Below are 12,224 nucleotides of genomic sequence, written 5' to 3'. Positions count from 1 at the left end.
CCGTTCGCTCATGCCGGTAGCGTCACCCGCTGCGCGAGCATCAGCTTGACGACGCAGTTGCGCGGGTCGCACGAGGCGGCCATCTTGTCCACTCGCAGCGGTCCTCCGGCCTCGGCCAGAACGCCGTCCATGAGCCCCAGATGCACGTCGCACAGGGTCTCGCGGTGGTCGGGATCCGCGCCCGCGTTGGGACAGGGGGAGATGTCGACGGTGAGCTCGGCTTCGTCGACGATCGGCTCGAAGCCGGCATCGCCGAGGTCTTCGACGAGGGCATCGATCTGGTGCACGGCATCCGGCGTGAGCCCGGTGTCCGACACGTTCGTCCACGGCATGATGCGGCGCATGAGGTCGCCGCGCTGCGCCGCCTCGCGCACCTTGCGCTGCGAGATGACGCTGATGCCCTGACGGTCCGAGGTGGTGCTGTACAGCACGCGCGGGCGGCCGCGGGTGGTCCGGTGTTCGGTCTCGGCCACGATGTAACCGCCGTCGAGCAGACGCTGCAGGTGCTCGCGAACCGTGTTCGGGTGGAGCTCGGTCGCCTCGCACAACTCGGCGACCGTGCGCTGTCCGCGCTTCTGCAGAACGTGGAGGATCTGGACGCGCGAGTAGCTGGAGATCGCGCTATAGCCGGGGCGGGTCATGTCTTCATTGTTCATGTTTCCGGATGAAATTGAAAGGTCAGACCACAACATTTCCGAGGTTCGACAGTTCCCGTCCCGTATTCGCGCGGGGAACCTTGTGGGTTATCCACGGCCCGTGTCGAACAGAGCGCCTCACCCCGCCCCCTCCGCAAGCCGAGCCGGGAGTCCCGTGGGGGGTGAGAGCATGTGTGCATGCCCGCATCCCGCACCGCCATCGTCTACAACCCGAGCAAGACGAAGCGCGAGGATCTCGCGCGCGCATGGACCGGCGTCAGCGCCGAGGCGGAGCCGGAGTGGTTCGAGACGACCCCCGAGGACCCGGGACAGGGTCCGGCGCGCGCGGCCATCGAAGCCGGGTGCGATCTGGTCATCGCCGCGGGCGGCGACGGCACCGTGCGCGCGGTGGCGGAGGCGCTCGCCGGAACGGATGTCGCCCTCGGCATCGTGCCGCGCGGCACCGGCAATCTCCTGGCACGCAATCTCGGCGTGCCGCTGCTGAGTTTGCCCGCCGCGATGCGACGGGCCCTGACGTCGGAGCCGCGATCCATGGACATCGGCTGGGTCGACCTCACACGCGAGCGCGGCACCGAGCGTCACGCGTTCGTCGTGATGGTGGGCTTCGGCCTGGACGCGCAGATGCTCGCCGAGACCGACGACGATCTGAAGTCGAAAGCGGGGTGGCTCGCCTACGTGGCAGCGATGGGGCGAGCCCTGTCGTCATCGAGTGTGATCGACGTCCGGCTCTCGCTCGACGACGAGCCGGCGCAGAGCGTCGAAGCGCACACACTGCTCGTGGGCAATTGCGGGGCCATCCAGGGCGGAGTCACCCTCTTCCCCGACGCTCAGCTCGACGACGGACTGCTCGATGTGCTCGTGATGAGCGCCGCCGGTGTCGGCGACTGGCTCGAGACGCTGCGCACCGCGATGTGGGACAACGGCATTCTCCGCTTGTTCGACCGCGAGCGTTCGGCGACGAGCACGGAGTCGGCGCGACACGCGCAGGCCCGGCGGCTGCGCGTCGAGTTGTCCGAGCCGTGCGCGTTCGAGATCGACGGCGAAGAGGTCGGCGAGGTCACCGGCTTCGCGGTCAGCGTAGAGCCCGGAGCGTTGCGCGTTCGCTGAGCGGGCTCAGGCGATCTGCTCGCCGCACATGCCGCATACGCCGTTGGCATTCGCCTCGAGGAAGCACGTGGGACACACGGCGCGGGCGCGCTCGGGGACCACGGGCTTCGGTGCGCTCGTGCGGGCGGGAGCGGCCTGACGGCCGGTGCTGCGCTTCGCGCGCACTGCAGCCGCCGCGGGCGCGGGAGCGCGAGGCGGCTCAGGGCGATGCTCGGCGCAGTAGAAGCGCACGAATCCGTCGTGGTTGTTGGGGTGGCGATGCTTGACGGCCCACAGTTCCGTGCGCTCCCGCGCGGGCGCGTCGGCGGGGCAGGATGCGCATCGTCCCGGTTCTCCGGGCGCGATGTCGGCGACCAGCAGCGGGGTCTCGAAGGGGATGTTCTGCCGCCAGTCCGATGACGATGCGATCCTCACGGGTTCCTTCCTGGCGGGGGTGCTTCGGGTGCACCGATCCTGCCTCTACAACGGTAGATCACCTGGCGGGGGCGGGGCGCCCCTCCCTCGCCCCGCCCCGCCCCGCCAGGGGGGCGATCAGTTCGGGATCTCTTCGACGGATGCCGGTGCGCGGGTCACGTGGAGTTCACTGATCCGGCGGCGATCGATCGCGCTCACGCGGATCGTCGCGCCGTCGACGTCGACAGCATCGCCCACGCGGGCGAGGCGCCCGAGCCTCTCGACCACGTAGCCGGCGACCGTGTCGGCGCTGCCGCGAGGGATCGCGATGCCCGTCGCCTCTTCGAAGTCCTGCAGGTTCAACCGGCCGTCGACCGTGCCGCCCTCCGCGCTCAGCGCTTCGGCGACCGCATCCGTGTCGTACTCGTCGAAGATCTCGCCGACGACCTCCTCGACGAGATCCTCGAGCGTGACGATGCCGTCCGTCCCGCCGTACTCGTCCACGACGACCGCGATGTGGTGGCCCTGCGCCCGCATCCCTGTGAGAGTCGGCAGCACGCGTGCGGAGGACGGGAGGTACGAGATCTCGCGGGCGATGGAGGCCAGCTCGTCACGGCCGGATGCGGACGCGGCGTCGAAGATGTCGCGCACGTGCACGAACCCGACGATGTCGTCGATCGACGTGTCGATGACCGGGTAGCGCGAGTGCGGCAGGTCCTTGACCCGCGTGGTGGCCTCGTCGATCGGTTCATGGGCGTCGAGCGCGATCACTTCGGGGCGAGGCCGCATGACCTCGCTGATCTGGCGGTCGCGCAATGACAGCACGTCGTCGAGGATGCGGCGCTCGTCCTCTGGCAGGCCCTCGTGGCTGGAGACGATGTCGCGCAGCTCCTCGTCGGTGAGCTCATCGGCCGTCTTGTTCGGATCGCCGCCGAGCAGTCGCACGAGGGCGTTCGTCGACACGGACAGCAGCCAGATGACAGGGCGCATGAACCGCGCGAATCCGCCCAGCACCGGGGCGACGGCGTAGGCGAACTGCGCGTTGCGCTGGATCGCGAGGCGCTTGGGGACGAGCTCGCCGAGCACCAGGGAGAGGTAGGCGATCACGAGGGTCAGCACGATCGTCGCGACGGTCGCCGCGACGGAATCGGCGAGTCCGAGCGACACGAACAGCGGCGTCACCGACGGTGCGATGGACGAGGCGCCGTACGCGGCCGAGGCGAAACCGGCCACTGTCACGCCGATCTGGACGGCGGAGAGGAAGGTGTTGGGGTTCCGAGCGAGATCGGCGACCTTGCGACCGCGCTTGCCCCGCGCCGCGAGCGCGTTGACCTGGCTCTCGCGGAGGGTGACGAGGGCCATCTCCGTGGCGGCGAACACGCCGCCGATGAGGACGAAGACGATGACGAGGGCGATATTGAGAAGGAGGTCGCCGTTCACCGGCCGACCTCCTCGATGTGCAGGCAGACGCCCGGGGTCACCCGGGCGCGCGGACTATGACTGTCGGAGGAATCGGCAGAGTGCGTCATCGCACCAGAGTAGAGGGGCGGGCAGCCGCGATGCTCGGTGTTCGCCGGGAGAGCGGGCCGCAGTCGCGCTTGACAGACGATGCGTTCGCGCTAACATCGAGCACAAGTCATTGGTACCGCTAACACGCGATGTCGCGTATCCGCATCCCGCTCGACGCTCCCGCATCCCTTTGCGCGCGTTGCGGCGCGCCGATGACGACCTGATCAAGTCGAAGAACGAGTGAGTGACCCATCGTCGGGTCACAGCAAAGGTGCACGATGCTCGCTGCGCACGCCGGCCCTCGGCCCGACGTCGCGACCGCACGCGGCGAGAGCACCCCTTTCGCCGAGAGGGATGCGGCCGCGACCGCCGCCCTCTCGGGCAATCCGGCGGCCGGAGAGTCCGGCCGTCGCGGAGTTCGGCGCAGCTCTGTCGTTTCGCCGGAGATCGGAGACACACCATGAAGAAGGGCCTTCTCGCCCGGACCGCCGTCGGCCTGGTCGGCGGCGCACTTCTCATCGGCGCCGCCGGGGCGGCCGTCGCGGACGAGATCGGCAACGACGAGGTCGATGTCACCGTCGACATCGCGGCGTTGCCCGACACCGGTGCTCTGACGTTGAGCGTCGCCCCCGGCTCCGCCGTGCTGAGCGAGGGAGAATCCGCCGACCCCGACCAGCGCGTCTTCGGAGGCACGCTTCCCACTGTGACCGTCACCGATGACCGCGACACCATCCCGGCCGGCTCCGCCTGGTACGTGACGGGCCAGGCCAGCGCGTTGACGTCCGGCAACGCCTCGATCGACCCCGGTCATTTGGGCTGGAAGCCGAAGCTGCTGACGCAGAGCGCCGACGTCGCGGAAGGCCCGGACGTCGACACCGTGCTCGATGGCGGGCCGAACAACGTCGGGCTCGTGGACGCCGAGTTCCTCGCGATCGCCTTCGATGCCGAGAGCGCTGCCGGCACCTGGCAGGCCACCGCCGATCTGCTGCTGAAGACCCCGAAGAATGTCACGCCGGGCAGCTACTCCGGCACGATCACGCTCACTCTCTGGGAGGAGCTCTCCTAAGGTCGCGCCTCCGCCTCGCGCACACCCGACGCGGAGGAGCCCGTGAAGGCTCGTCCGCCCCTTCCCCCAGGATGACCGCTGTGTTCCCACGCCTTCGTGCTCTGCCGTCCGCGATCCGGGCGTCGGTGCTCTCCGCCGCCGCGCTCGCGGCGATACTCGCGCCTCTCGCCCCGGTCGCGGCTGCCGCTGCCGCTGCCGACGACGATCCTGTCCGCTGGTCGATCGCGCCCGCCGATTCCGACGGGGCAGACGGGCGGCGGGCCGTCGAACACGAGCTCGGGCCGGGGGAGCGGGTGGACGAGCACTTCGCGGTGCGCAATCTCGGCGAGCAGGAGATCACCTTCCGGATCACGGCCGCCGACGGCTTCTTCACGCAGACCGGCCGCTTCGACATCCTCGCAGACGCGGCGGCGTCGACCGCGGCCGGCGCGTGGATCACGGCACCCGCCGCGGTCACCGTCCCCGCCGGCGAGAGCGTCGTCGTCCCGTTCTCACTGGCAGTGCCCGAGCGGGCGGAGCCCGGCGACTACGCGGCGGGCGTGACCGCGTCCATCCTCTCGGCGGGCAGCGCCGAGGGAGGGGCGAGTGTCGGCGTCGAGAGCAGGATCGGCTTCCGTGTGCTGACGCGCGTGACGGGCGAGATCACCCCGGCGGCCTCTCTCGACGCGCTCGTCGGCGACTACCGCCTGTCGTGGAACCCGTTGCGCCCGGGTGGGGCGCAGGTCTCGTTCGACGTGGTGAACGACGGCAACACGCGCCTGGCCGCGGCGGGCACGGTGTCGGTGGGTGGTCGCACCGTCTCCTTCCCCGCGGAGGGTCAACAGGCGCAGGAACTGCTGCCCGGTGACCGTCGCGAGATCACGGTCGTGGTCGACGAGGTGTGGCCCTGGGTGCTGCTGACCACGACCGTGACCCTCACCCCGGAGGTTCTCGCGATCTCCGACACGGATGCGACCATCGCACCGATTTCCGCCGACGTGGCCATCTGGGCGGTACCGTGGCCGCAGTTGGCGATCTTGCTGGGGGCGGGGCTCGTCGTCTGGGCTATCCTGTGGCGACGATCACGCTCCCAGAGGCGGATCTCCGCCATGATCGACGATGCGCTTCAACGAGGGCGCGAAGAGGGACGAAACGAGATGACCGACCAGGTGGGGGCATCATGAAGCGCTGGGGCGCGGTGCTGGCCACGGTCGTGAGCGCGCTCGCGGCTGCCACGGCGGCAATTCCCGCCCGTGCGGCCGACATCGACCCCGACCCGGGGAGCATCGGCGTCAGCGTCCAGATCACGCCGATCGAGTGCGCGAGCGGATGCGGCGTCGGGGCCGAGGGGGTCGGATCTCTGGCCGCCAGCGGCCTTGCGCCCGTGGAGCCGGTCCTGTGGGCCGCAGCCCTGGTGCTCGCCCTGGGCGCCGCCCTGGTCCTGCGCGCCACCGTCTCCCGCCGCGCGGTGACGACGTCTGCATCCGATTCCGGAGACGGTGCGTGTCAGAGCTGACGCGGGGCTGGCAGCGGCCCAGCATCTACGACGTCGCCAAACATGCGGGCGTGTCTCATATGACCGTCTCGCGGGTCCTCAACGACCATCCCAACATCCGTGACTCGACGCGTCAGCGTGTGCTGAAGGCGATCGAGGAGATGAACTACACCCGCAGCTCGATCGCGCGGGCGCTGGCGACGCGGCGGGCGATGCGGATCGGTGTGCTGGTCGACGGTCCGGTGCAGTTCGGTCCGAACAGCACGCTGCGCGCCCTGGAAGCAGCGGCGCGCGACGTCGGGTACGCGATCAGCGCGTTCTCGATCGACGACGACGACGACGCGCAGCTGGATGCGGGGGTCGTGGAGCTCGTGACTCAGGGCGTGGACGCTCTCTGCGTCATCGCGCCCCGCGCATCCTCGCTCGAGTTGCTGCGGCAGAAGAGTACGGGGCTTCCCACGATCGTCATCAAGGCGGAGTCCGACGATGTGTGGCATACCGCGGCCGTGGATCAGCGCAGCGGCGCACGGCTCGCGGTCGACCATCTGATCGAGCTCGGCCACCGCCGCATCGCGCACCTCGCGGGACCGCTGGACTGGTACGACGCGAGGGAGCGCGAGCAGGGCTGGCGCGAATCGCTGGCCGCCGCGGGACTCGATGCGGGTGAGGCGATCATCGGCGACTGGACCTCGGATTACGGCTACGAGGTGGGCAAGGCGTTTGATTCCGGCAGTGCGACGGCCGTGTTCGCCGCGAACGACCAGATGGCGCTCGGCCTCGTGCACGGACTGGTCGATCAGGGCGTGCGCGTGCCCGAGGACATCAGTGTCATCGGCTTCGACGACGTTCCTGATGCGCGGCACTTCCTGCCTCCGCTGACGACCGTCCGCCAGGACTTCTCGGCACTGGGGGAGCTCGCTCTGCAGCTCGTGATCGCCGCCATCGACGGCGAGGATCACACGCGGCACGATCGCATCGCGCCGCTGCTGGTCGTGCGTTCGTCCACGGCTCCTGCGCCGCGCGACTGAATCGCTGCCACGCGTTGTTGTGCGCAACAAATGTTCGCGGTAACGGAAAAGTAACGAATCGCCCCGAAACAGTTGCGAAGTCGCTTTGTTAGCGCGCACAATGTGGCTACCCGACGTTCCCACTGGGGGGCACACGGACCACCTCTTCGACGATGAGCGTCGGGGAGTCTCAAGGAGGAGATCACATGGCACACAACAAGCGCGCTCTGGGCATGCTGGGATTCATCGGCGTGGGGGCTCTCGCGCTGGGTCTGGCCGGCTGCTCGAGCGGGGACGCAGAGTCCGGCGGCGAGGCGAGCGGCGGCAGCGGCGACCTCACCACGGTCGGCTTCGTCGCGGTGGGTCCTGAGGGCGGCTGGCGCAACGCCAACGAGCAGGCCATCAAGGACGCCTTCACCGAGGACGCCGGCTTCGACCTCAAGTACGCCCCGGCCGCCAGCCCGAGCGACCAGAAGTCGCAGCTGGACGCCTTCTCGACGTTCGTCAACGACGAGGTCGACGTCATCCTGCTCACCGCCACCGAGGCGTCGGGCTGGGAGGACTCGCTCAAGCTCGCCAAGGAGGCCGAGATCCCGGTCATCCTGCTCGACCGTGGCGTCGACGCTCCCGACGACCTCTATGTCACCCGCATCGCGCCCGACAACGTGCAGGTCGCGAAGTCGGTCGGCGAGTGGGCGACCACCGCGTTCCCCGAGGGCGCCAACTACTTCGTGCTCGAGGGCGTTCCGGGCCTCTCGGTCGTGAACGAGCGCAACGAGGGCTTCGATGAGGCGCTCGGCGGCAAGTCCGGCTGGAACAAGGTCGGCGCGCAGACCGCCAACTGGAAGACGGACGAGGGCAAGTCGGTCATCGAGACCGTGCTGAAGGCCAACAACAACGACATCCAGTTCATCTTTGCCCAGAACGATGAGATGGGCATCGGCGCCGCGCAGGCGGTGACGGCGGCGGGCCTCAAGCCCGGCACCGACGTGAAGATCGCCACGATCGACGGCACCAAGGGGGCGCTCGAGGCGCTGTCCAAGGGCGACCTGAGCTTCGTCGCTCAGTACAACCCCTTCTTCGGCACCGACGCCGTCGACGCCGTCAAGAAGGCCCTCGCGGGCGACAAGGTCGACTCGACCATCATCGTCAAGAGCGCCACGTTCGACTCGCCCGAGGCGGCCGACAAGGCGCTGGCCGACGGCCTCGCGTTCTGAGCGCCGCACACCCGCACTAAACCGCGCCGGCAGGCAGAGCGGGGATCGCCCCGGGCGATCCCCGCTCTCTGTCCGGCCCCAAGGGCACCAGCCCCGTAGCGAGGAAGCTCGTCAGTGATGACCGAATCACCCCCGATCGTCGAAGTCCGCGGCGCATCGATCACCTTCCCCGGCGTCAAAGCGCTCGACGCCGTGAACTTCCGACTCCTCCCCGGAGAGGTCCACACCCTGATGGGTGAGAACGGCGCGGGAAAGTCCACGCTGATCAAGGCGCTGACCGGTGTGTACCAGATCGACTCCGGATCGATCCTCGTGGGCGGCGTCGAGCGGCGCCTGACTGGCACCAAGTCCGCGCAGGATGCGGGGATCTCCACGGTCTACCAAGAGGTCAACCTCTGCACGAACCTGACCATCGGCGAGAACGTCATGCTGGGCCACGAGGTACGCGGCCCGCTCGGCATCAACTGGCGCAAGACCCACGCCCGTGCCGCCGAGGCGCTCGCGCGCATGGGCCTCGGTCACCTCGACACGCGCGCCCCGCTGGCCTCCATCTCGATCGCCCTCCAGCAGCTCGTCGCCATCAGTCGTGCCATGGTCACCGAATCCAAGGTGCTCATCCTCGACGAGCCGACTTCCAGCCTGGACTCCGCCGAGGTCGAGGTGCTGTTCGGTGTCATCCGCAACCTCCGCGACCAGGGCGTCGCCATCCTCTTCGTCTCCCACTTCCTCGACCAGGTGTATGCGATCAGCGATCGCATCACGGTCCTGCGCAACGGCGCGTTCGTGGGGGAGTACCTCACCCACGAGCTCGATCGCACGCAGCTCATCTCGAAGATGATCGGCAAGGACCTCGACACGCTGCGCGCCCTCGGCTCCAACCGCCAGGTCGACGAGCGCGACCGCACCGACACCCCCCTCTACAGCGCGGAGGGTCTGGGCCGCAAGGGTGCACTGAACCCGACCGACATCGAGATCCACCGCGGTGAGGTCGTCGGCTTCGCGGGACTTCTCGGCGCCGGACGTACGGAGCTGGCCCGACTCATCATGGGCGCCGACCGCGCCGATTCCGGCACCGTGCGCATCCGGGGCAAGAAGGCCAACGTCGCCTCGCCCGTCGCGGGCCTGGCCAACCGGATCGCCTACTCCACCGAGAACCGCCGCGACGACGGCATCATCGGCGACCTGAGCGTCCGCGAGAACATCATGCTCGCGCTGCAGGCGAAGCGGGGCTGGCTGCGTCGCGTCCCGGCTCGCGAGGTCGACGCGCTCGTCAAGACCTACATGGAGCGCTTCAGCGTCCGACCGAACGACCCCGACCGGCCGATCCGGCTGCTCTCGGGTGGCAATCAGCAGAAGGTCCTCCTCGGCCGCTGGCTGGCCACGGAGCCCGAGCTGCTGCTGCTGGACGAGCCGACCCGCGGTATCGATGTCGGCGCGAAAGCCGACATCCAGGAGACGGTCGCCGAGCTCGCTGAGGGCGGCATGGGCGTCGTCTTCATCTCCTCCGAGCTGGAGGAGGTCGTCCGACTGTCCGAGCGCATCGTCATCCTGAAGGACCACGACAAGATCGGCGAGGTCGTCAACGGGCCCGATGTGACGGCCGAGCGCATCGTCTCGATCATCGCCGCCGAAACGGAAGAGAAGGCAGAGGCCCAGACTGAGGCACTCGCCGAAGGAGAGCTGTCATGACGTCCTTCCTGAAGACGCTCGTGCGCACGCCCTGGTTCTGGGGCATCGTCGGCATCGTTCTGCTGCTGACGCTCAACGTCATCAAAGACCCGACCTACCTGTCGGTCGGAATCAACCCGACGACCGGGATGCTGGCGGGAAACCTCCTCGACATCCTCCGGGTCTCGGCGCCGATCATCATGATCGCCCTCGGCATGACCTTCGTCATCGCGACCAAGGGCATCGATCTGTCGGTCGGGTCGATCATGGCCGTCGGCGGCGCCGCGGCCATGGAGAGTCTCTCCGCAGCCGGTGCGCCGACCTCGGTGGGCGCCATGCTGACGGCGATCGGCATCGCGCTCCTGCTGGGCGCCGTCCTCGGTCTCGTCAACGGCGTGCTCGTGTCCGTCATCGGACTGCAGCCCTTCATCAGCACGCTCGTGATGATGCTCGCCGGCCGCGGTATCGCCCGCGTCATCACCGGCGGCCAGAACACCAACGCCACCAACGAGCCCTTCCGACAGATCGCGAACGGACAGATCCTCGGACTGCCGATGAGCTTCGTCGCGGCGATCGTGATCGTGCTCCTCGTCTCGGTGATCATGCGGCGCACGGCGCTGGGGCTCATGATCGAGTCGATCGGTGTGAACCCGGCCGCCAGCCGCCTCGCCGGCATCCGGCCGCGGCCCATCCTCATCGCGGTGTACATCCTCTCGGGTGTGCTCGCGGCCACGGGCGGCCTGTTCACCGTCTCGGAAGTCATGACCGTCGACGTCTCGGGCACCGGCTACCAGATGGAGCTCGACGCGATCCTCGCGGTCGTGATCGGGGGGACGTCCCTCGCGGGCGGCAAGTTCTCGATCCTCGGCTCCACCGTCGGCGCCCTGCTGATCGCGACGCTCAACAAGACCGTCCTCTTCCTCGGGATCTCGGCCGCCGCGACGCCCGCCTTCAAGGCGATCGTCATCGTGGTGCTGGTTCTCCTGCAGTCCGAGCGGGTGCGCGGCTACGTGCTCCGACTCGGGCGCACCCGTTCCCGAAAGGAGGCCGTCGCGTGAGCGCGTCCGTCTCGACCTCGTCCATCGACCTCGACAAGGCACCCTCCCGCGGGTTCGCCCGCGTCTGGGGGCGCAGCCAGTCGGTGATCCCATCGCTCGCGGCGGTGCTCCTGCTGATCGCCATGCTCGTCTACGCGGAGCTCGCCTACGGTCGCGTGTTCCACATGGGCACGATGTCCAGCCTGCTCGTCAGCTTCGCGCCGACGATCATCCTCGCCGTGGGGATGACGATCGTCATCCTCTCCGGCGGGATCGACCTCTCGGTGGGCGCCGTCGTGGCCTTCACCTCGGTCGCCGGCGTCATGCTGATGAACATCGGCGTGAACGGGTGGCTCGCGATCGTGCTGATGATCGTCTTCGGCGCGCTGTTCGGCCTCGTCTCCGGAGTGCTCATCCAGTACTTCAACGTCCAGCCGTTCATCGCCACGCTGGCCATGATGTTCCTGGCCCGCGGGCTCGCGTCGATCCTCTCGACGGTGCCGGTGCAGGCGCCCGACGACTCGCCGATCCTCTTGCTGGCCACCGATTTCAAGCTCATCGACGGCCCCAAGGTCAACGACCTCGTGCTGACGCCCGGATTCTTCATCGCGGTGCTCGTCGTGATCGGTGCGTTCTTCTTCCTGCACCGCACCCGCTCCGGACGCACCATCTACGGCATCGGTGGTGCCGAATCATCGGCGCAGCTGATGGGCCTGCCGGTCGCCCGCACCCGGGTGTCGATCTACATCATCAGCGGAGCCCTGGCGGGGCTCGCCGCCGTCGTCTACACGGCGGAGGTGGGCGGCAAGGCGCAGAACGTCACGGCCATCGGCTGGGAGCTCGACGCGATCGCGGCCGTCGTCATCGGCGGCACGTTGCTGACCGGTGGCGCGGGCTACGTGCTCGGCTCGGTTGTCGGATCGCTGGTGCTCGCGACGCTCTGGATGATCATCACGAAGGACGGCTCCATCCGCCCCGAGTACCTCACGATCATCACCGGCGGCATCCTGCTCGTCTTCGTGCTCCTGCAGCGTGTGCTGACGGCCAGACGACGGAGATGAACCCCGGCACGGCGTCGGGACGGACGTGT

13 protein-coding genes are annotated in these 12,224 nt (G+C 68.7%); 10 read left to right on the top strand and 3 right to left on the bottom strand.

The window, feature by feature from the left end; genetic code table 11:
• Nucleotides 1–8: 8 nt before the first annotated feature.
• Nucleotides 9–641: a helix-turn-helix transcriptional regulator gene (locus tag ACYVJS_RS03595; protein ID WP_137417775.1), complete on the bottom strand. Its 633-nt coding sequence runs from the start codon at nucleotides 639–641 to the stop codon at nucleotides 9–11.
• 192 nt (nucleotides 642–833) lie between these two features.
• Here ACYVJS_RS03595 and ACYVJS_RS03590 point away from each other — a divergent pair, with 192 nt between their 5' ends.
• On the top strand, nucleotides 834–1,763 hold the full coding sequence (locus ACYVJS_RS03590) for a diacylglycerol/lipid kinase family protein (protein WP_460737853.1): 930 nt from the start codon (nucleotides 834–836) through the stop codon (nucleotides 1,761–1,763).
• Nucleotides 1,764–1,769: 6 nt separating this feature from the next.
• Here the strand turns inward: ACYVJS_RS03590 and ACYVJS_RS03585 are convergent, their stop codons facing one another.
• Both ACYVJS_RS03585 and ACYVJS_RS03580 read right to left on the bottom strand, forming a co-directional pair.
• Nucleotides 1,770–2,177, bottom strand: a complete 408-nt coding sequence (locus tag ACYVJS_RS03585) for a glucose-6-phosphate dehydrogenase (RefSeq protein ID WP_460737851.1) — start codon at nucleotides 2,175–2,177, stop codon at nucleotides 1,770–1,772.
• A 117-nt stretch (nucleotides 2,178–2,294) separates the two neighbouring features.
• On the bottom strand, nucleotides 2,295–3,596 hold the full coding sequence (locus ACYVJS_RS03580) for a hemolysin family protein (RefSeq protein ID WP_460737849.1): 1,302 nt from the start codon (nucleotides 3,594–3,596) through the stop codon (nucleotides 2,295–2,297).
• A 347-nt stretch (nucleotides 3,597–3,943) separates the two neighbouring features.
• On the opposite strand from ACYVJS_RS03580, the gene ACYVJS_RS03575 reads away from it, so the two are divergent.
• From ACYVJS_RS03575 to ACYVJS_RS03535, 9 genes are all read left to right on the top strand, one after another.
• Nucleotides 3,944–4,129, top strand: a complete 186-nt coding sequence (locus ACYVJS_RS03575; protein ID WP_460737847.1) for a hypothetical protein — start codon at nucleotides 3,944–3,946, stop codon at nucleotides 4,127–4,129.
• Nucleotides 4,126–4,731, top strand: coding sequence for a hypothetical protein (locus tag ACYVJS_RS03570; RefSeq protein WP_460737845.1), 606 nt, complete (start codon nucleotides 4,126–4,128; stop codon nucleotides 4,729–4,731). Before ACYVJS_RS03575 ends, ACYVJS_RS03570 begins: the two co-directional genes overlap by 4 nt.
• A gap of 80 nt (nucleotides 4,732–4,811) precedes the next feature.
• Nucleotides 4,812–5,894 (top strand): COG1470 family protein, encoded by a 1,083-nt coding sequence (locus ACYVJS_RS03565; protein ID WP_460737843.1) that lies wholly within the window; start codon nucleotides 4,812–4,814, stop codon nucleotides 5,892–5,894.
• Nucleotides 5,891–6,226 carry a hypothetical protein gene (locus ACYVJS_RS03560; protein WP_460737841.1) on the top strand — a complete coding sequence of 112 codons (336 nt, stop codon included), beginning with the start codon at nucleotides 5,891–5,893 and terminating at the stop codon, nucleotides 6,224–6,226. Before ACYVJS_RS03565 ends, ACYVJS_RS03560 begins: the two co-directional genes overlap by 4 nt.
• Nucleotides 6,214–7,233 carry a LacI family DNA-binding transcriptional regulator gene (locus tag ACYVJS_RS03555; protein ID WP_460737839.1) on the top strand — a complete coding sequence of 340 codons (1,020 nt, stop codon included), beginning with the start codon at nucleotides 6,214–6,216 and terminating at the stop codon, nucleotides 7,231–7,233. Before ACYVJS_RS03560 ends, ACYVJS_RS03555 begins: the two co-directional genes overlap by 13 nt.
• Before the next feature lie 185 nt (nucleotides 7,234–7,418).
• The gene (locus tag ACYVJS_RS03550) at nucleotides 7,419–8,429 is read left to right on the top strand and encodes an ABC transporter substrate-binding protein (protein WP_460737837.1); all 1,011 of its coding nucleotides are present in this window, start codon (nucleotides 7,419–7,421) and stop codon (nucleotides 8,427–8,429) included.
• A 117-nt stretch (nucleotides 8,430–8,546) separates the two neighbouring features.
• A complete protein-coding gene (locus ACYVJS_RS03545; protein ID WP_460737835.1) occupies nucleotides 8,547–10,118 on the top strand; it encodes a sugar ABC transporter ATP-binding protein in 1,572 nt (523 codons plus the stop codon).
• Nucleotides 10,115–11,155, top strand: coding sequence for an ABC transporter permease (locus tag ACYVJS_RS03540; RefSeq protein WP_460737833.1), 1,041 nt, complete (start codon nucleotides 10,115–10,117; stop codon nucleotides 11,153–11,155). Before ACYVJS_RS03545 ends, ACYVJS_RS03540 begins: the two co-directional genes overlap by 4 nt.
• Nucleotides 11,152–12,195, top strand: coding sequence for an ABC transporter permease (locus ACYVJS_RS03535; protein WP_344230058.1), 1,044 nt, complete (start codon nucleotides 11,152–11,154; stop codon nucleotides 12,193–12,195). Before ACYVJS_RS03540 ends, ACYVJS_RS03535 begins: the two co-directional genes overlap by 4 nt.
• Nucleotides 12,196–12,224 lie beyond the last annotated feature (29 nt).

It is taken from the genome of Microbacterium neimengense (assembly GCF_054782995.1).
This window is presented reverse-complemented; position numbering and strand designations above follow the sequence as displayed.

What these genes read in the sequence shown, in the direction of transcription:
- ACYVJS_RS03595 (WP_137417775.1), bottom strand. Translation starts at nt 641, where the DNA reads ATGACCCGCCCCGGCTATAGCGCGATCTCCAGCTACTCGCGCGTCCAG.
- ACYVJS_RS03590 (WP_460737853.1), top strand. Translation starts at nt 834, where the DNA reads ATGCCCGCATCCCGCACCGCCATCGTCTACAACCCGAGCAAGACGAAG.
- ACYVJS_RS03575 (WP_460737847.1), top strand. Translation starts at nt 3,944, where the DNA reads ATGCTCGCTGCGCACGCCGGCCCTCGGCCCGACGTCGCGACCGCACGC.
- ACYVJS_RS03570 (WP_460737845.1), top strand. Translation starts at nt 4,126, where the DNA reads ATGAAGAAGGGCCTTCTCGCCCGGACCGCCGTCGGCCTGGTCGGCGGC.
- ACYVJS_RS03560 (WP_460737841.1), top strand. Translation starts at nt 5,891, where the DNA reads ATGAAGCGCTGGGGCGCGGTGCTGGCCACGGTCGTGAGCGCGCTCGCG.
- ACYVJS_RS03550 (WP_460737837.1), top strand. Translation starts at nt 7,419, where the DNA reads ATGGCACACAACAAGCGCGCTCTGGGCATGCTGGGATTCATCGGCGTG.
- ACYVJS_RS03545 (WP_460737835.1), top strand. Translation starts at nt 8,547, where the DNA reads ATGACCGAATCACCCCCGATCGTCGAAGTCCGCGGCGCATCGATCACC.
- ACYVJS_RS03540 (WP_460737833.1), top strand. Translation starts at nt 10,115, where the DNA reads ATGACGTCCTTCCTGAAGACGCTCGTGCGCACGCCCTGGTTCTGGGGC.